Below are 20,142 nucleotides of genomic sequence, written 5' to 3'. Positions count from 1 at the left end.
ATAGGATTTTGCAATTTAAACGAGAATACCTCTTTCGCTTTTTAATTTAAAAATCTCTTCAACCGCTTTTTTATAGCCGCCGGCCTGTTTAAAAGAATCACTGATCTTCTTAATATTTTCAACATAGCTTGGATCGTTTAAAACCTTTTCCACAGAATCCTTTAATAAATCCGGAGTAAGTGTGTCCTTATCAAGAGAAATGGCCGCTCCGAGTTCTGCAGATCTTCCCGCCATGTAAGGCTGGTCTGCTCCTATAGGAATCGCTACAAAAGGCACATTATTATACAATAAATCACTAGTACTATTCATACCTGCATGAGTTATTGCCACGTCGGTATACTTTAAAATCTCCGATTGAGGCACAAAATTTCTTACAATAAAATGACCAGGTATTTCAAATTCAGATAAATCCACATTGTAAGCAGTCATTACCACAACAGCATCGCTATTGGCAAAAGTTTTAAAGAAAAGTTCATAAAGCTTGGTGTCCGTATTAAACACGGTGCCGAGTGAAATATAGACGACTTTTTTGCCTTCCAATCGTTCAAAAGGAAAATCCAAATTCTCTTGCCGGTCATAGATTGGCGGTCCGATAAATTTAAAGCTGTCATCATAATACTCCGGATGGGAAACAAAATATTTTGAAGTATAGGCAATATTAATATCGCCTTTATTAAAAAATAAGCTCATTAGGTTATCCGGCATTTCCACCCCATAGGCTTCTTTCAATTGTTTTGTTACTTTTTTGTAAGTTTCCATAACAGGATGATTTTTCATTAGCTCTTCATTGTTGAATTCTTTGTGCTGGGCCATAAGTTCCTTGGGAGTAGCAAATACGGCAAAGGAAGAAACCGAAGGAATTTTTAAGATTTGAGCAAAAGCATTTCCAAATGGATACATCGCCGTATACATAATATAATCAAAATGTTTATCCTTAATTTGATCTAAAACATCTTCTATTATTTTATCGCTTGACTTGAGCGCTTCATTAATATTATCGAATAATCTCTCTAACCCCGTGTCTTGAGGCGTGTTGTCTTTTCTGTTAGCAAAGATTGATTCTACCTTATAACTTTTAAATTCAGCACCGGTTTTTTCGATTTTTTCTTTAAACTCTTCTGTACAAAAATAAGTGACTTCCTCACCTTGATTGATTAATTCATTTACCAATCCGAGTGTCGGATTAACATGACCATGAGCCGGGATACTTAAAAAAAGTACTTCTGACATCTCTTCACATCCTCTTCTTATTTCTTCTATAAAATACTCTAGTGTGCAACATGTATATTATGCCGGGTGGATTCATTTAAGAACTTTTCAATGGCTTCAGCGGCTTTTTTAGCCCCGCCAGCTTCTTGAATGTTCTTCTGCATGTCATACACATGCTGCTTCAATTGCTTGTCCTCTGAAACTTCTTGAACAGATTTCTGTAAAATTTCAACGGTTACTTCATCCGGCAGAAAATGCTGCCCTAATCCCAATTCCGTTACGCGGCGGGCGGTCACTTCCTGCTCAAACATCTGTGGGATGACAACCAGAGGCACGCCGTAGCTCAACGCTTCCATTGTGCTGTTCATGCCGCCATGCGTAATAAACAACCGGGCATGAGGGAGAATTTCAAGCTGCGGGATCTGCTGGCGGACAATAAAGTTATCTGGAATGTCGCCCAAACTTTCCGGACTGATCTTAGATCCAGTGGACATGACTACCTGCCAACCGGAGTCGCGAAAAGCTTCGATGCACATTTTATAGAATTCCGGCCATGGGTTGAAAATCGTACCTAACGATATCAGCATGACAGGGCGGTCATTATTCTCTTCGATCGGCAGGCTTTCATCATAGCTGCGCTTGCCAATAGACGGACCAACAAAAAGGAAGTGTTCGTCAAACAGATCGCCTTTAAGCTGAAAAGCACGAGGCATAAAGGCAATATTCAATTTCTCCGGAGTGAATAATTCCATAAAGGATACACCCTGAATCCCTTCCTTCTCCGAAAAAGCCTTCAGCTTTGACGCTAATTCATTCTTGACCTCGTCCGTAACATCAGGTAACAACGATATATGCTCATTATTTGCATAGGAAGAGTACAGCCGTACCGCGTCTATGCCGTGCTTTGCGGCAAACAGTTTTCCAGCCAGCGCCATAAAATCAAACAGAATTAAATCCGGAAGATCATCCGCATACATCTGCTCGAGTTGATAGTAAGTGGATATCGCTTCTTCAAGGAATCTCATGGGGAGATTTTCCGAATGGGTGCTTATGGCTTCACTAATTTGTTTGACATGATTTAGTTGTTCAAATAGATCCATTGAGTCCGAATGATAGGGAAGAACCGAAACCTCTGTTTCCTTAACAACCGGTATGAAATTTTCTGTTGCCGGATAAGTCACTTTATAGCCTCTTTTTACAAGCTCCGCTACAACGGCGAGTGTGGGATTGATATGTCCGTAAGCAGGAATATTAATCATTGCAATATGAGTTTTCTTCACTTTGATCGACCTCCATTTGGATTAGAATTGTGCCAGGTGATGGAATAAATTATAGTATATGTAAAAATAGAGTTCAATTTTAATAGAGATTTTATCCACGAAAATAGACAAAAGAGGTGAAAGTGTTGCATCAAACCAGAGAATGGATTTTTGAAGCGTTGCTTATATTATTGGAGACCACACCCTACGATCAGATTAAAATTACCAGCATTACAAAAAAAGCAGGAGTCGCCAGACAGACCTTCTACAGGAATTATAAAAGTAAAGATGACATCATTATCCAATATTTAGATGATATATTTAAACAGCGACTAACAATAATAAAAAAATGGCAGGGCAATAATCAGCATGATGTTCTTTCTGATCTCCTCTTTGCGCATTTGAAGAAGCATCGTGAACCTTTACTAAAAGTCATCAATACTGTACCTGATTATTTAATATTTGAGCGATTTGAGGAATTCATAAAATATTTAGTACATCTGTATAATAAAGAACATAAGACTACAGACAAATTAAACGAATTACATTTTAAATATTCAATACAGTATCAAATTGCGGGAGGTTTAACGATCATAGTAGACTGGCTCAAGAACGATATGCCGTTGTCTTTTGAAGAGATGAGAGCAATCATGAGTGAATTTGGAAAGTCATTTATTGAACAAGGCATTTATGTGCCTGATATTTTATATAGCCTTGCGGATCAATTGGAGAGTTTGTGATAATCTCATTCTCCAAAGCGTTCAAAAAGCGACTCGGCATCCCCCAATGAAATACCGGCTTCAGTCGGAGCAAACCGCCCGCCATTCCAAGGAATGACGGGTATTTTGTTGTTTGCGCTTCTTCCCTGAGAAAAAACTTGCACAATAATCATAAAGAAGTAATATAATAGAAAAAACGAATGTTCCTTGTTTGTTGGAAGCGCTTACTAAAATGCTGTGTCAAACCGCCTTTACACATCGTGACGTAACGGCTATGTCTTTCGGATTGCTGTACACACCTGAATTCATTCCTTTATAAATTCCCCCGCCATGCGGGGCAAATTGAGGGAGGCGAGCAAGATGAAGACCACCCTGCTCTCGCGGGAGATAGGTTATGGAAAAAAGGATGTCGCCGAGCTGGAAAGCGCATCCGTTAAAGTGCAGCTTATTTATGATAAGACGCTGTTCATGCTGCACAGCCACATGCCTGCCTCGTTATGGGACGCTACGTTTGCAGTGCCTTACAGCATAATTTCTTCTCTATACAAAGGTAACGGCGACGGCGGCACGGTGTTTCAGAAATGGATTCAAGGGCCCTCGGGCTGGAAATGCATCGGTTGTGAGAGACACTGTTTGGAAAAGGGCGAATCGGAAAGCAGTACGGATGTATCGGATCAGCGGCGTACCTACACGTTTCATAACGGCAGAAGACAAAGCCTGATTCTTCAGGCGGTTATTTGGTCTTTATTTGAAAAAACGCTGATGCTTCATCCTTTTCTTGGCGCCGAGGCATTTCTTGATGGTGATGATCTGGAGACGATATCGGCCTATTTTGTGCCCACCTATGTCAATGACGTCCGTTTTCGGGAGCTTAAAAAGCCCTGCAAAGCATACACGGACATGGAGGTCCGCGTCTTTCAGGAGTGGATCGCCGCTCCTGACCTTGTGCTCCAATGGGATGGCGGTTTGACGGAAGGAAGATGGATGACCGGCGTGTATGTCAATCAGACCCAATTTGCCGGACTTGGGCCTTACTTGAAGGACGCTGCGGGCAAGCGCACTTACATGGAAGCCTATGTGCAATAAGATCTGTTCAATATGTTGATGGATTTGCCGTGATTCCAATCACACGGAAGCTCTCTCTCCGGGGTTAAGGTGTAAAAGTAGATAAAAAGCACCCCTGAGGAGGAGCCATAATGAGCATAAAACAACCCTTATTCAATAGTGATACGATGGTAAGAGATATTGTGCTGCAGTTCCCAAAAGCAGCGGACTACTTCAAGGCAAACAAAATCGATTTCTGCTGCGGCGGCGTGAGGCCGCTTCGGTCGGCAGCGGACGAGCGCGGTTTAGATGCGGGCGCCGTCCTCGGCGATTTGTACAAGCTGGTGGAGCAGTATCCTGTTCTTGAGGAAGATACAGTCTGGAACGAAGCATCGTCCGAAGCGCTGATCGGCCATATTGTAAGCAAACATCACCGTTATCTGCGCGAAGAGCTTCCGCTGATCGGACAGAATGTTGCCAAAGTGTTTCATGTGCACGGCGGAGACTCTCCACATCTGGCCGAGCTGTACCGCCTGTTCAACCAGTTGAAGGATGAATTGCTGGAGCACACGGCGAAAGAAGAAGCGCAGGATTTCCCGAGTATTCTTGCCTACGAGCAAAAGGGGGACGCAGAATCTTTATCCGCGCTGCGGGGGGCTCTTCATAATTTGGAAGAGGAGCATGACGCTGCGGGGAACCTTCTGAGACAGCTTCGAGCCGTCACCAGCGACTTCACTCCCCCTGAGCATGCCTGCACGACCTACCGTCTGACTTATGCGCGGCTGGAAGAACTAGAAGGCATGACCTTTGAGCATGTACATCTGGAGAACAATATTCTGTTCCCGCGATATCAATAATTGATTTTTTATAGCAGCCGATTTTCCGAGACGTGATTGTTTCAGGAGAATCGGCTGTTTTGGTTGACTAAAATGAGCGGTTTGTCAATAGGGGAAGCGTTAAAAGTTGTTACAAGTTAGTGTGAAATCTTTCACTATTGATGTGACTGCAGTCACGCGGCACAAAAATGTAAAATGTATAATTCCGGTATAAAGATACAAGAGAAGACAATCAAAGCTTTGAGGAGGACCTGACAATGACATCGATTCGAGAAAAATTAGTACTGATCGGCAACGGCATGGCAGGTGTCGGTACCATCGAACAGATTTTGAAGCTTGGCGGCGCATACGACATCACTGTCTTCGGCAGCGAGCCTCATCCGAACTACAACCGTATTATGCTGTCTTACGTCCTTGAAGGAAGCAAAACAGTGGACGATATTATCCTGAACGACTGGAGCTGGTACAAGGATAATGGAATTACTCTGCATACGGGAACGACGGTAGCCCGTATCGACGGAGACAAGCGGCAGGTTATTACGGAGAACGGTTTGACCGTTGATTACGATAAAGTCATTATCGCAACGGGTTCCAATTCGTTCATTCTACCAATCCCTGGCAGCGGTAGGGAAGGCGTCGTCGGCTTCCGCGACATCGCCGACTGTGAAGCGATGCTGGAAGCCGCGAAGCAGTATGGCAAAGCGGCTGTCATCGGCGGCGGATTGCTCGGCCTCGAAGCGGCGAAAGGGCTCGTGAACCTTGGCATGGACGTAACGGTCGTCCATCTGATGGAAGACCTGATGGAGCGCCAGTTGGACCATACCGCTGCTTCGATGCTGAAAGCGGAACTGGAACGACAGGGCGTCAAGTTCGCCATGGGCAAGCAGACGGTGGAGCTGACCGGCGATGAGCGGGTAAGCGGTCTGCGCTTTATCGACGGTACGGAGCTGGAAGCGCAGTTTGTCGTTATGGCTGTCGGCATCAAGCCGAATGTGTCGGTGGCGAAGGCCAGCGGTATTGAAGTGAACCGGGGCATCGTGGTGAACGACTACTTACAAACGTCGCTTGCGGACGTGTATTCCGTCGGCGAATGCACCGAGCACCGCGGCGTCTGCTACGGCCTGGTAGCCCCGCTGTTCGAGCAGGGCACCGTACTCGCGAAGCATTTATGCGGCGTGGAAACCAAGCCTTATGAAGGTTCGGTCGTCTCGACCAAGCTGAAGATTTCCGGCGTCGACGTCTTCTCTGCCGGGGAATTCATCGATACTCCGGAGCACACGGTTATTTCCGCCAAAGATGACTGGAAGAGAACCTACAAGAAAATTTTGCTGAGGGACAACATCATTGTCGGCGCCGTTCTGTTCGGCGATGTGACGGAATCCGGCAGCCTGCAGAAACTGGTGAAGCAGGGCGCAGTGATGACCGACGACATTTATGCGGACGTTATGGGCACCGGCTGCTGTGGCGGAGGCGGGGCCAAGAAGACGGCGTCCGTCGAAAGCATGTCTGACGAGGAAATCGTCTGCGGCTGCAATGGTGTGACCAAGAAGGCGATTGTGGACGCCATCACCGATAACGGCTTCACAACCGTGGACGAAATCAAGGCCTGCACCGGCGCTACACGATCCTGCGGAGGCTGTAAGCCGGTCGTGGAACAGATTCTGCAGTACGTGCTCGGCGACGGCTTCGAGCAGAGCGCGAAGACCGGGATTTGCAGCTGTACGACGCTCAGCCGGGATGAAATTGTGGCACAAATCCGGGCCAAAGGACTGACAACGACCAAAGAGGTTATGAACGTCCTTGGATGGAAACAGGAAGAGGGCTGCTCGAAATGCCGTCCGGCGGTCAACTATTATCTGGGCATGATCTATCCGGATACGCATGAAGACGAGAAGGAATCCCGCTTCGTCAACGAACGGATGAGCGCGAACATTCAGAAAGACGGCACATTCACAGTCGTTCCGCGGATGTACGGCGGGGTGACCACTCCGGAAGATCTGAAGCGAATTGCCGATGTCTCCATCAAGTATGATGTCAAAGTCGTCAAAGTAACCGGCGGACAGCGTCTGGATCTGATCGGCATCAAGAAAGAGGATGTGCCCAAAGTATGGGAGGAGCTGGACATGCCTTCCGGCTATGCTTATGCCAAATCGCTGCGGACGGTCAAGACCTGCGTAGGCTCCCAGTTCTGCCGGTTCGGCACTCAGGATTCGATGAGCATGGGAGCGCTGCTGGAGCGGAAGTATGAACGGCTTGATTTCCCCGCCAAATTTAAAATGGCCGTGAACGGCTGCCCGCGGAACTGCGCGGAATCCTGCACGAAGGACATCGGCATTGTCGGCAACGATGGAGGCTGGGAAGTGTTCATCGGCGGCAACGGCGGCATCAAGCCGCGGATAGCAGATTCTTTCTGCAAAGTGAAGACGGACGAAGAACTGGTGGGGATCTGCTCCGCCGTTATGCAGTACTACCGTGAAACCGGTAATTACCTGGAAAGAACATCTGAATGGGTGGAACGAATAGGGCTGGAGCATATCAAGACTGCCATTCTGGACAACGAAGAGGAGCGCAAGGCGCTTGCGCATCGCATCGACTTCGCCTTGACCCAGGTTCAAGATCCGTGGAAAAAAATGCTGATCGACGGCGCGACACGCTCCGCGCTGTTTGAAGCGACGGAGATCCGTTAAATCAATCCGGGAAAAAGGAGAGAGGGCAATGGAAGCAGCAAGAAAACCCTATGCCGCAGGCAAGGTGGAAGAATATCTGAAGCAAATCGGCCGTGTGATCGTTATCGAAGGCAAGGAGCTGGCCGTGTTCCGCACTTCGGGGGACGAGTTCTACGCTCTGGAGAATCGTAGTCCCCATCCGAAAGGCGGCCCTCTGGCCGAGGGAATCGTATCCGGATACTACTTGTACGACCCGCTGTACGATTGGAAAATCGATTTACGCACCGGCGAGGTTCAAGCGCCCGACAAGGGACAGGCGGCGGCTTATCCCGTTCAGGTTGATGGAGACACTGTGGTTATCGCAATTTAAGGATATTATAGAGAAAATAATGGGGTGTTAGGGGCATGTTTACGCAAAGTGTGGAAAATATTATTGAAGCGGCGGTTGCCAAACGCGACAAAATGAATGAAAGCTTGCCGCGTTATGCATTGGCGGCGCTGCTTGCCGGCGCTTATGTCGGTATCGGCATCATCCTGATCTTTACTTTGGGGGCGCCTCTGGCAGCGGCCAAGTCGCCTTTCCAGCCGCTCGTAATGGGAGCAACCTTCGGCATCGCGCTGACGCTGGTCATCTTTGCCGGTTCGGAGCTGTTTACCGGAAATAACATGTTCTTTACCGCCAGCACCCTCGCAGGCAGAACAAGCGTGTGGGATACGATCAAGAACTGGATTATCGTCTTTCTAGGCAACCTTGCCGGCGCGCTGCTGCTGGCCTGGCTGGTGCAAGGAACGGGACTCTTCAAGGCCGCTTCCCCTGATCATCTAATCTTTGCAGCGGCAGCCAAAAAGATGAGCCTGCCTATTTCCGAATTGTTCTTCCGCGGCATTCTGTGTAACTGGCTGGTCTGTCTGGCGATCTGGATGTCGTCCCGGGTGAAGAGCGAAGGCGCCAAGCTGGTGCTGATCTGGTGGTGCCTGCTTGCCTTCATCGCCAGCGGCTACGAGCACAGTGTGGCGAACATGACACTGATGAGCGTGGCGCTGCTGCTGCCGAACCATCCGGAGACCGTCAGCTTGGCCGGTTGGCTGCATAACATGATCCCGGTCACGCTGGGCAACATGATCGGCGGCGGCGTATTCGTCGGCATGGCTTACTGGGTTATTTCACCCGTCCGTTCCGTCCGCAGCAAGCAATAGGATTCAAGTGTATGAGAAAGAACGGCAAGTCTCCGGGTGATTGGAGGCTTGCCGTTTATTTTTTTACCGAGCAAAGCTATATGAAAATATTGTTTCTGAAACAGAAGAAAAAAAGCGCCCAAACAGGGCGCCCTGACCACGAAAATCAAAGGGTCAAAAAACACGAACAATTTATGTTTCACTGAGGAAGGAATAGGGTAAAATAGTGGGGATGTTAGATTCGGCAAATCTCGTTAGGACACAGCTCACAGTGGCAAATGTCCTGCAGCATCTCAATATTTTTTATAACAATCATGCCGTTCTCGTATTCTACGGCGTCTTTTTTGCGCAGATCGCTAAGCATGCGGTTAACACTCTCGCGTGTCGCGCCAATCATGTTGGACAAGTCGGTATGCGTAATTTTTTTGTTAATCAGAATGGCGTCGCCGTTCTTCTCGCCGTAGGTGTTGCTCAGACGTATCAGCGTGGAGCAGAGCGCGCCCGGTTTGCCGTACATCATCAGGTCGCGGAACTTAGTCTGCGTCAGGCGGTGATGAATGCCCATCCATTTCATAAAGTCGATGGCAAAATCACAGTGCTGGCAGATCAGAATTTCCAGATCTTTGTGTTCAATCACACCGACCTCGCTTTCCTCGATCACTTCGGCGGTGAAGCTGTGCTTCGTGCTGAAGAAAGGATCGGCTTGACCGACCATGTCGCCAGCTTGATACATATAAAGTATGAGTTCCTTGCCTTCATCCGTGGACTTGGTGAGCTTGACGCGTCCGCGTTTGAGATAAAACAGTTTATCCGAGTAGTCGCCTTCCCAGAATAAATGAGAGCCTTCCGGAACTAACCGTTCCTTCATCGTTACCAGCAGTCTGTTAAAGTTTTGTTCGGAGAAACAGTTAGTGTTTCCGTGGGCTTCGATAACATTCGTATGATCTTTCATAATCGATATCCCCCTTTATTCCCTCAGTTTTTCAATAAATTTTAAATTAATTATACAATGAAATTCTTCATTGTGGGTGGAAAAATCACGGAAAAAGTGTCTAATTTTCAACATTGTGATTATTTTCACTTCAAAAGCGTGATTTTTAGTGTGATTTCTAATAGGTTTTTTCAATGAACGCTGTTATCCGTTACCCGAGACGGGGGAAAATAGCTTTTCTTAATATAAAACATGGTTAAGCCTTAGGCAAGTAGAATGTGATTTAAGACACAACTTTTTAAGAGCTGACATCGCCTGGTCAGGGCAATGTACACTAACGCATAGAGTCTATGATGAATGCTGAACGCGTTCCATTCAAATTGGGAGACCTATACGTTTACGCCCATGCTTTTTCATATAGAAATAGCATTTCGAATTTGGCTGCACGCGGCATAATATCGCTCAGTGATTTTTTTACGGAGTGCGTTAATTTAGGTTGGGTATCTCGTGAATCAATGTGTGGAACTAATCGGTGATTTACTTTTCTTTCATATGAGAGGATGCTGTGGCTTCTCGGCAGCCGGCCGCATGATTCAGAATCCCATTATTCAGAGCAGCATGTTTGTTGAACAGCTGCGTGCCTTTCCGTTATACTTGTGGACGATTGATACATACTATATGAAGAAGTTATTTTTAACGGGATTTTATCCAGAATGGTTTGAAGCATCCCGGATCGGTGGCGTGTTGGAGCACGAATGCTTCTTTTTCTAGAATTCCTCAGTTTTAATTTAAAATTAGGAATAATAGCATAGATAGTTCTACTAACAAGCGACAACCTATGCAATTTCCGGATAAAGGCATTGATTTCTTCTATAAAACGATTGTTATCCTGAGAGTAATGAGCATAGAAAAAAGCAGATATAGGAAGGATGGCCCTAATAAAGTTCTTTAGTGTAAGCGGTTTTATAATAGAAGAAAAAAATTTTTGTACTTTGTGAAAGATTTCACTATACAAGTTGCACATGATGTGATATTATCAATTTTGTAGAGAAGAACAACACACAAATTGACAGGAGGACGAGGGAAATGGCAGTTAAGAATGAAGTAGCCGCCCAAGTGCAACAACCAACCGCTGAAGAATATATTCAGACTCTGGTGGATAAAGCGAAGAAAGCTCAAGAAGCATTCATGGCTCTCGATCAGGAACAAGTTGACAAAATCGTTCATGCTATGGCGCTGGCCGGTTTGGACAAACACATGTACCTGGCAAAATTGGCTGTTGAAGAAACAGGCCGTGGTGTTTATGAAGACAAAATCACGAAGAACATTTTCGCAACGGAATATATCTGGCACGGAATCAAGTATGACAAAACAGTAGGCGTAATTGAAGATAATGTTTACGACAGCTTCCAAAAGATTGCTGAGCCGGTCGGCATCGTAATGGGCATCACTCCGGTAACCAACCCAACATCCACCACGATGTTTAAAGCGTTGATTTCCATTAAGACGCGTAATCCTATTATATTCGGTTTCCACCCGTCCGCGCAAGCTTGTAGTGCCGCAGCAGCAAAAATTTTGCATGACGCAGCAGTAAAAGCAGGCGCTCCTGAGAACTGCATCCAATGGATCGAGCAACCGACCATGGACAAAACCAACGCATTGATGAACAACGACGGCGTGGCTCTGATCCTGGCAACAGGCGGATCCGCAATGGTTAAAGCGGCATACAGCTGCGGCAAACCGGCTCTTGGCGTAGGCCCTGGTAACGTGCCTGCCTTCATTGAGAAGAGCGCTAATATCGATCAAGCGGTTAATGACATCATTCTTTCCAAAACTTTTGACAACGGCATGATCTGTGCATCCGAGCAGGCTATCATCATCGAAGAGCCGATTTTCGACCAAGTGAAGAAGAAATTGATCGCCAACGGCTGTTACTTTGTTAACAAAGAAGAAGCTGCCAAGCTGACCAACGGCGCAATGAACGTGGAAAAATGCGCGGTTAACCCGGTAATCGTCGGTCAATCCGCTGTGAAAATCGCCGAAATGTGCGGAATTCAAGTTCCTGCAGGCACCAAAATCCTGATCGCCGAACTGGAAGGCGTAGGTACTAAATACCCGTTGTCCGCTGAAAAGCTGAGCCCGGTTCTGGCTTGCTATAAAGTTAAGAATGCCGATCAAGGTATCGAACGTGCGGCACAAGTTGTTGAGTTCGGCGGTCTGGGCCACAGCTCTGCTATCCACTCCAACAACGAAGAAGTAATCATGAAGTTCTCGAACCGTCTGCAAACCGGACGTATTCTCGTCAACTCGCCTTCGACTCATGGCGCGATCGGCGACCTCTATAACACGAACATCCCTTCGCTGACTCTGGGCTGCGGATCGTACGGACGTAACTCGGTATCCCAAAACGTTACTGCCATTAACTTGATCAACGTGAAAAGGGTGAATCGTCGTACCGTGAATATGCAATGGTTTAAAGTACCGGATAAAATTTACTTCGAAAAAGGTGCAACTCAGTACCTGGCCAAAATGCCTGAAATCACTCGTGTTGCAATTATCACCGACCCGGTGATGGTTAAACTCGGCTACGTGGAAAGAGTAGAACACTATCTGCGTCAACGCCAAACTCCTGTAGCGATCGAAGTATTCTCGGAAGTTGAACCGGATCCGTCGACAACTACGGTGGAAAAAGGCACGGCTATGATGAACAGATTCCAGCCTGACTGCATCATCGCTCTAGGCGGCGGTTCCCCAATGGACGCTGCTAAGGGAATGTGGCTGTTCTACGAACATCCGGATGCTGACTTCGAAGGCTTGAAACAAAAATTCTTGGATATCCGTAAACGGGTTTACAAATTCCCGAAACTGGGTAATAAAGCTAAATTCGTTGCAATTCCGACAACTTCGGGTACGGGTTCGGAAGTAACCTCCTTCGCGGTTATTACCGACAAAACTTCTGGCAACAACACGAAATATCCGCTGGCCGATTATGAGCTTACTCCTGACGTAGCCATCATCGATCCGGAATTCGTATACAGCCTGCCGAAGACTGCCGTTGCCGATACAGGTATGGACGTACTGACGCATGCCATCGAAGCGTATGTATCCGTTATGGCGAGCGACTACTCCGACGGTCTGGCTATCAAAGCTATCCAACTGGTATTCCAATACCTGGAGAAATCCGCTCTGGAAGCCGACAAGCTTGCCCGCGAGAAAATGCACAACGCATCGACGCTGGCCGGTATGGCATTCGCCAACGCGTTCCTGGGCATCAACCACAGCTTGGCGCATAAATGGGGCGGTCAATACCACACGGCTCATGGACGCACCAATGCCATCCTGATGCCGCACGTTATTCGTTACAATGCGAAGAAACCTTCGAAGTTTGCTGCGTTCCCGAAATATTCCCACTTTGTGGCTGACGAGCGCTATGCTGAAATCGCCCGTATTCTGGGACTGCCGGCTCGCACGACGGAAGAAGGCGTCAATAGCCTGATCAACGCAATTCGCGATATGAACAAAAAACTGGGTATCGAAGAATCGTTCCAACAACTGGGCTTCGATCCGAAGGATTTCGAATCCCGCGTAGACTACCTGGCAGACCGCGCATTCGAAGACCAATGTACAACTGCCAATCCGAAGCTTCCGCTGGTAAGCGAACTTGCCGACGTATACCGGAATGCCTTCTACGGCAGATTTGACAACTAATTATTAGGTCTAAATCAGGGTTAAAATATATAAAGAAACAAGCTCATTGACAGTTCAAACTGGGATTGAGGTTAAAGTGACAAATATCACCAAAAAGATGCTATATGGTGATATTTGTCACAGTTTTCTTCGGGAAAGTAAACTAAGATGTTTATATAAGATCCCAGTTATTGAACATCAAATGTGAATTTTGTTACAAATAGCAGCATGGGATCACGAGACACGGGATTAACCTTCAAGCCCGCGATCTCTACAAATCATATAAATATATGGAGGGATTAGCATGTCGGTGATTGAAAGAGAAGTACAAGAGATTAAGTCGGGGTGGCGCAATTTTGTAAGTGGCAAATGGTCTAAGAAGGTTAATGTCAATGATTTCATTGACAAGAATATCAAACCTTATGAAGGCAACGAACAGTTCCTCGTAGGTCCAACTAGCAACACTAACGAATTGTGGAAAATTATTTCCCAATTGAGCAAGGAAGAAAGAGAAAGAGGCGGCGTGTGGGATATTGATCTTAACACGGTTTCCACCATCACTTCTCACAAACCTGGCTACATCGACAAGGACAAGGAACAAATTGTAGGCGTTCAAACGGACGCGCCTTTCAAACGTTCGATCCAACCGTTCGGCGGTATCAAGATGATGATCGATGCTACTAAAGCATACGGCTTCGAACTTCCGAGCAGCATTGTCGACATGTTTACGAATATCCGCAAAACGCACAACCAAGGCGTATTTGATGCATATACATCTGACATGAGAGCTGTGCGTAAAGCAGGTATCATCACGGGTCTTCCGGATGCTTACGGTCGTGGCCGTATCATTGGTGATTACCGCCGCGTTGCTCTGTACGGTATTGACTTCCTAATCAAGGAAAAGAAACAAGAACAACTTAACCTTGAAGTGGATTCCATGAGCGAAAGTGTCATTCGTCTCCGCGAAGAGCTGTCGGAGCAAATCCGCGCTCTGAGTGAACTGAAAGAAATGGCTGCCGCGCACGGATTTGATATTTCCAAACCTGCGAACAACGCCAAAGAAGCTTTCCAATGGGTATACTTCGGCTACTTGGCTGCCATCAAGGAACAAAATGGTGCGGCTATGTCTTTGGGCCGTGTATCCTCCTTCCTGGATATCTACGTGCAACGTGACGTTGAAGAAGGTACACTGACTGAAGAAACAGCTCAAGAACTGGTTGATCATTTCGTTATGAAACTGCGTATCGTTAAATTCCTGCGTACGCCTGAATACAACGATCTGTTCTCCGGTGACCCAACTTGGGTTACGGAATCCATTGGCGGCATGTCCGTTGACGGCAGAACTCGCGTCACTAAGAACAGCTTCCGCTTCCTGCATACACTGTACAACCTGGGACCGGCTCCGGAACCAAACCTGACTGTTCTGTGGTCCGAGAAGCTTCCTGAAGGATTCAAGAAATATTGCGCCAAAGTATCCATCGAGACCAGCTCGATTCAATACGAAAATGATGATCTGATGCGTCCGATTTACGGCGATGACTATGGTATTGCTTGCTGCGTATCCGCAATGCGCATCGGTAAACAAATGCAGTTCTTCGGCGCTCGCGCTAACCTGGCAAAAGCTCTGCTGTATGCAATCAACGGTGGTGTGGATGAAAAGTCCGGCGCTCAAGTAGGACCTGAATTCCCGCGTGTTACTTCCGAAGTTCTGGACTACAATGAAGTTATGAAACGCTTCAAACCGATGATGGAATGGCTTGCAAAGACTTATGTCAATACGCTGAACGTTATCCATTATATGCATGACAAATACTCCTACGAACGTATCGAAATGGCGTTGCATGACCGCGACATTCTGCGTACGATGGCTTGCGGTATCGCTGGTCTGTCGGTTGCTGCCGACTCCTTGAGCGCTATTAAATACGCCAAGGTTAAACCAATCCGCAATGAACAAGGTATCGCTATTGACTTCGAAATCGAAGGCGAATTCCCTTGCTACGGCAACAACGACGATGCGGTTGACAGCATCGCAGTTGAACTGGTTGAATCCTTCATGAACATGATTCGCAAACATCAAACTTATCGTGATTCCCTGCCGACTCAATCGATTCTGACGATTACTTCGAACGTTGTATACGGCAAGAAAACGGGTACTACGCCTGACGGACGTAAAAAAGGCGAACCTTTCGCACCGGGTGCTAACCCAATGCACGGACGCGACAAGAAGGGTGCTCTTGCTTCCCTGAGTTCCGTAGCTAAACTGCCTTATGAAGACAGCCTTGACGGTATTTCCAATACCTTCTCGATCGTACCTAAGGCACTGGGTAAAGATGAAGAGGGACGTAAATCGAACCTGGTATCCATGATGGACGGATATTTCCACAGCAAAGGCCATCACCTGAACGTTAACGTATTTAACCGCGAACAACTGATGGACGCTATGGAACATCCTGAGAACTACCCGCAACTCACCATCCGCGTATCCGGTTATGCCGTTAACTTCATCAAGCTGACTCGTGAACAACAACTTGATGTTATTAACCGTACTTTCCACGGTTCGATGTAAGTTGCCTAAGATGTATTAAACTTTAAAATATGCTGTAACAAGCAAGGTGATACCGCCCTTGGATCAAGGGCGGTAAAATCTTGTGCTGATATTGTTAAAATTTTAAGTTTTTTGATTGATAGCCAGTCGTGAAGAAAGGATGACCTCCTATGATTAAAGGCCGTATCCACTCTCTGGAAACCTTCGGAACCGTAGACGGGCCTGGTATCCGTTTCATTTTATTTATGCAGGGGTGTTTAATGAAATGTCAATACTGCCACAACCCGGATACGTGGGCTTTAGATGAGGGCAGAGAAGTAACTGTGGAAGAGATTCTTAAGGAAATCGAACCTTACCTAAATTATTACCGTACCTCCGGTGGTGGATTGACCGTATCCGGCGGAGAACCGACGCTTCAGGCAAAGTTCGTGGAGCAGCTGTTCACCGAGGTGAAGAAACGTTGGAATCTGCATACGACTCTGGATTCCAATGGATATAACGAAGGAGATAAAATTACGGATCTCCTAAACGTAACGGATCTTGTGCTTCTGGATCTCAAGCATATCGATGAGGAGGCTCATCTCAAGCTGACTGGTAAGTCGAATGAGCGTACATTAAAGTTGGCTCGTTGGTTATCGGATCATGGACGCAAGATGTGGGTTCGTCTTGTCTATGTACCTGGAATTCATGACAAGGAAGAAGATCTGCTTAATCTGGGACGCTTTATCGGAACGTTGAATGGTGTAGAGAAGTTCGAGATTTTGCCGTATCATCAAATGGGGGTCTACAAGTGGGAAATGCTTGGCAAGCCTTACGAACTTGAAGGTGTGCCAAGTCCTTCCGATGAAGAAGTGCAGCGAGCTTACCAGCTTATCGAGGAAGGCCGCAAGCAGACAGCTCTTGTATAAAATTATTTCATTACTGAATATAAATCGGGATTCCGGAGCGAGGTTCCGATTATTAATAACGAATGAGAGTCATTCATCCGAGCACAATAAAAGCTGCTTCCACCGTCCGATATTCTTCGGAAGATGAAGCGGCTTTTTTTCATGATTAGAGAATGCTTAGGAGATCGCCTCACGAACCTTCATTTGATTTCCTGGGAAATTGGGATGAGTTTCTGCTCTTACCGGATACCATGATTTTGATTAGAGCGGGGGAAGCCACAAGTGCGAGCGCTCTGGAATCTGAGAGATCCATTAAAAGTTACCTTGGGTACCGTACTAAGGATTTCGGTGTTCACATCCGGAACCGTCTGCTTATGGATGCTTTACTGAAACAACTGTCAGTAGGTGTGACAGAGTAAAGAGAATGAATGGCCAACTGATGAATTTGGCGGCACAGTACATAGAAGAAGTAGCAGTTCTCCGAAATTTCCGAATTCGGGATAGCAATATGAACTATACTAATTCTTTTTCAGGAAGAAATTTATGTCTTTTTGCAAATATTCTCCATTTTGCTGAAACTTTTTGCCTGGGTTTGCGTCTAATACTATGTTTTGTTTTGGGGAAGCCATGACAAAAGCGTTAGCCGCCTGAGGCGGCTGTGTTTTTGACTGGAATATCAGAGATAGGCGGAGTTCACGCCATCCAAGTTCTTATTTTTACAAAAAAGGGAGTAGAAGGAGTCATACTAATGAACGTTAGAAAATTGGCATTAATAGCTGTACTTACGGTGGCGCAAGCCGCCTCGGCAATTCCGGCATTTGCTGAATCCGCAACACAGATACCGGCTGGGACGGCAGCAAAGTCCGCAGTCGCCAATACTGTATCCTCTGCTTCGCCGAAAGTAGCCGCTGCAGCTACGGCGATTACCGGAACGGTGTCACCAGCGCCAACAACGTCGCCGTCTCCAACGGCATCGCCGAGCGCTTCGGCCTTGCCGTCATCTACCGTGGAAGGATCGCCGGCGGTGGAACAGCCTGGTGTAACTCCGCAACCGTCAGCCTCCGGGTCACCGTTAGCCACACCTCAGCCGACCGCAACTTCGCCAGTACCGATTCCTGCTAGTGTCGCCGGTGCGGGACAGCTTGTTCTGATGATGAACAGCAACAAGATGTATCTGAATGGCGTCCAATATTTGGCGGGCCAGCCAATGGCCGTGAAGAATGGCGTATCTAATGTGGCTATTCGGGCTATGGTGGAGCGCGTGGGCCTGAAATTGACCTACAATGGTGCGACTAAAGAAACGATTATCATGAAGGACGGCAATGAGCTCCGTTTCAAGACAAACAGTAAGATTTATACGGTGAACGGCAGGGCGACAACGATGAAAGGCCCAGCCTACCAATACAAAAACACCTTTATGGTTCCGCTGACCTCGATTACTCAGGCGCTTGGAATCCCATATACGGTGGATAACGTGCAGAAGCGTGTCATCCTGACTTTGCAGACGAAGCCTAAAGCTTCCTTTACGGTACAGCCAGCAGAGATTTTTGCGGGAGAAACGACTGTTAATTATGTGACAAGCAGTACAGCCTCGAACGGTGCGACGATTGTCAACGAGCGCTGGGAAGGACGGCAGGACATTTTTGAACAGCCTGGCTATTATACAGTCAGTTATTCAGTTATGGATTCCAACGGCCAGTGGAGTGACCCGTATTCGGTAACCATTAACGTTCTCAAGCCGAATCAGCCGCCGGTGGCGCAGTTTACGACTAATAAAGACGAATACAAGATGGGTGAGCCAGTCACCATCACGAATATCAGTACCGACCCGGACGGCGATCAGCTTACGGAATCATGGTCCAATCGGGCGCTGGCTTTCTTTAATCCTGGTCCCGTCTCTATTCAACTGACAGTTACCGATACCCATGGTCTCAGCAGCACTTTCGAGAAGACGATCAATATTACCAACGAAGTGCTGTACAGCCAGGAGGACTTCAACAAACTCTTCGTGCCACTGGGGGATATTTATACGATCAACGGAAGCGAAATACCGAGTTGGAGCAAGATCGCCTATACTACGGGTTCCGAGCCCGTGACGCTGATCCGCAGCAACAGCCCCGAAACAGTATATTCTGAAGGTATTGTCTATCAGGAGACAGCGATGGGGGATACCCGGTTGATGGTTCACCATAAGAATTCGATGTCGACGAACATGAAGATGTACGTCATTGCAACGAACAACAACATTTATCCTGCTACCATTACAACGCAGCGTTCCGGTTTTGGCGGTCCGCTTGATATTCCTACGGCAACAGGCAAAAAGTCTATCGAAACGTATTTTCAATCCATCCAGTCAAGCAGTGCTTATAGCAATGTAACCTTGCAGCCTGGAGAAAGCAAAGCGGTTCTTACCACAATTAATAATGTGACGATGAAACCGGGCCAGATTATTTCACTCATGTCCGATGTATTCAGCGATTACCCGGTAAAATATTCCGTAATCATGATTGACGCTACCAAGGACCCGCTGCTTACATTGCCAACTCTTGGTTACCTGGATCGCGACGGTGTACATAACCGCGGGACATATTCGGATGCGAACCGCATTATCACGGTAACCGATCCGGTAGGCGCGACACCTTCGAGATTGGTGATCGGGGATAACAACAGCGACCCAAATCTTCCGGGAACGGACGCGCTTACGGGTACGGTAGCTTCCAACGCAGGCAACTTCGGCGTCGTCTACAAAATTACTCTGACCCGGGTCGCTCCCAATACGCTGATCACGCTCAATCCGCGCGGCGGGAAATATCAGGGACCGCTTCTGGTAAATGGCGGCATCATTCAGGCTCCAAATGCGGGCGCCGTTGACGCGCCGAACCAGAACAGCGTGCTGTACCGCACCGGTAATCTTGAGCAGACGGTAGAAATCATGTTCACCGCAGCTTCCGGAAGCAATTTGCCGGTTAATCTGCTGTTCATGCCGCTTCCGGCTCAGAAGGCACAATAACCAAAACGTCTGGGCATTATATAAATCTTCCCGGCAAAGCCCGTGTTAAAGCGGCTTGCCGGGAATTTTTTTGAAGAAAATCCCATAATCCGACGGTGAGCTGAGCTTCATTGACGGCGTCATATTTTTGGGGCATTATTAAAAGAGGGGTTATTTACCTTGAACCTTTACTT

At 47.1% G+C, this 20,142-nt stretch carries 15 protein-coding genes; 11 read left to right on the top strand and 4 right to left on the bottom strand.

Translation table 11 applies throughout. The features are described from left to right. Nucleotides 1–15: 15 nt before the first annotated feature. Together KP014_RS23275 and KP014_RS23270 are read right to left on the bottom strand one after the other, a co-directional pair. The gene (locus KP014_RS23275; RefSeq protein WP_036597050.1) at nt 16–1,230 is read right to left on the bottom strand and encodes a macrolide family glycosyltransferase; all 1,215 of its coding nucleotides are present in this window, start codon (nt 1,228–1,230) and stop codon (nt 16–18) included. A gap of 38 nt (nt 1,231–1,268) precedes the next feature. Then, on the bottom strand, nt 1,269–2,489 hold the full coding sequence (locus KP014_RS23270) for a macrolide family glycosyltransferase (protein WP_036597049.1): 1,221 nt from the start codon (nt 2,487–2,489) through the stop codon (nt 1,269–1,271). A 122-nt stretch (nt 2,490–2,611) separates the two neighbouring features. Between KP014_RS23270 and KP014_RS23265 the strand changes: the two genes are divergently transcribed. Then, the gene (locus KP014_RS23265; protein ID WP_216700413.1) at nt 2,612–3,208 is read left to right on the top strand and encodes a TetR/AcrR family transcriptional regulator; all 597 of its coding nucleotides are present in this window, start codon (nt 2,612–2,614) and stop codon (nt 3,206–3,208) included. Nucleotides 3,209–3,213: 5 nt separating this feature from the next. On the opposite strand, the gene KP014_RS23260 is transcribed toward KP014_RS23265, so the two are convergent. After that, a complete protein-coding gene (locus tag KP014_RS23260; protein WP_216700412.1) occupies nt 3,214–3,360 on the bottom strand; it encodes a hypothetical protein in 147 nt (48 codons plus the stop codon). Nucleotides 3,361–3,547: 187 nt separating this feature from the next. Between KP014_RS23260 and KP014_RS23255 the strand changes: the two genes are divergently transcribed. The 6 genes from KP014_RS23255 to KP014_RS23230 all read left to right on the top strand — a co-directional run bounded on the left by KP014_RS23255 (nt 3,548) and on the right by KP014_RS23230 (nt 9,115). Continuing rightward, the gene (locus tag KP014_RS23255) at nt 3,548–4,273 is read left to right on the top strand and encodes a hypothetical protein (RefSeq protein WP_036597046.1); all 726 of its coding nucleotides are present in this window, start codon (nt 3,548–3,550) and stop codon (nt 4,271–4,273) included. Nucleotides 4,274–4,383: 110 nt separating this feature from the next. After that, the gene (gene ric, locus KP014_RS23250) at nt 4,384–5,088 is read left to right on the top strand and encodes an iron-sulfur cluster repair di-iron protein (RefSeq protein WP_036597045.1); all 705 of its coding nucleotides are present in this window, start codon (nt 4,384–4,386) and stop codon (nt 5,086–5,088) included. Between the two features lie 236 nt (nt 5,089–5,324). Next, on the top strand, nt 5,325–7,754 hold the full coding sequence (gene nirB, locus KP014_RS23245) for a nitrite reductase large subunit NirB (RefSeq protein WP_090834140.1): 2,430 nt from the start codon (nt 5,325–5,327) through the stop codon (nt 7,752–7,754). Between the two features lie 28 nt (nt 7,755–7,782). After that, nucleotides 7,783–8,103 (top strand): nitrite reductase small subunit NirD, encoded by a 321-nt coding sequence (nirD, locus tag KP014_RS23240; RefSeq protein WP_051500215.1) that lies wholly within the window; start codon nt 7,783–7,785, stop codon nt 8,101–8,103. 35 nt (nt 8,104–8,138) lie between these two features. Then, complete coding sequence (locus KP014_RS23235; protein WP_036597042.1) at nt 8,139–8,930, top strand: formate/nitrite transporter family protein; 792 nt, start codon at nt 8,139–8,141, stop codon at nt 8,928–8,930. Between the two features lie 11 nt (nt 8,931–8,941). After that, nucleotides 8,942–9,115: a hypothetical protein gene (locus tag KP014_RS23230; RefSeq protein ID WP_175491848.1), complete on the top strand. Its 174-nt coding sequence runs from the start codon at nt 8,942–8,944 to the stop codon at nt 9,113–9,115. Between the two features lie 29 nt (nt 9,116–9,144). Here KP014_RS23230 and KP014_RS23225 read toward each other — a convergent pair whose 3' ends face one another. After that, nucleotides 9,145–9,861, bottom strand: coding sequence for a Crp/Fnr family transcriptional regulator (locus KP014_RS23225; RefSeq protein WP_036597040.1), 717 nt, complete (start codon nt 9,859–9,861; stop codon nt 9,145–9,147). Nucleotides 9,862–10,926: 1,065 nt separating this feature from the next. Here KP014_RS23225 and adhE point away from each other — a divergent pair. The 4 genes from adhE (at nt 10,927) to KP014_RS23205 (ending at nt 19,969) form a co-directional block, all read left to right on the top strand. Further along, nucleotides 10,927–13,548, top strand: coding sequence for a bifunctional acetaldehyde-CoA/alcohol dehydrogenase (gene adhE / locus KP014_RS23220; RefSeq protein ID WP_036597038.1), 2,622 nt, complete (start codon nt 10,927–10,929; stop codon nt 13,546–13,548). Between the two features lie 283 nt (nt 13,549–13,831). Continuing rightward, complete coding sequence (gene pflB / locus KP014_RS23215; protein ID WP_036597037.1) at nt 13,832–16,093, top strand: formate C-acetyltransferase; 2,262 nt, start codon at nt 13,832–13,834, stop codon at nt 16,091–16,093. A gap of 149 nt (nt 16,094–16,242) precedes the next feature. Continuing rightward, nucleotides 16,243–16,980 (top strand): pyruvate formate-lyase-activating protein, encoded by a 738-nt coding sequence (pflA, locus tag KP014_RS23210; RefSeq protein WP_036597035.1) that lies wholly within the window; start codon nt 16,243–16,245, stop codon nt 16,978–16,980. A 727-nt stretch (nt 16,981–17,707) separates the two neighbouring features. After that, entirely contained in the window at nt 17,708–19,969 is a 2,262-nt protein-coding gene (locus KP014_RS23205; protein ID WP_036597032.1) for a copper amine oxidase N-terminal domain-containing protein, read from the top strand. The last annotated feature ends 173 nt before the right edge of the window (nt 19,970–20,142 follow it).

The sequence above is a fragment of the Paenibacillus sophorae genome, assembly GCF_018966525.1.
Lineage (GTDB): Bacteria > Bacillota > Bacilli > Paenibacillales > Paenibacillaceae > Paenibacillus_AQ > Paenibacillus_AQ sophorae.
Note: the sequence above shows the minus strand (reverse complement) of the source record. Positions and strands in the feature narration are given on the sequence as shown.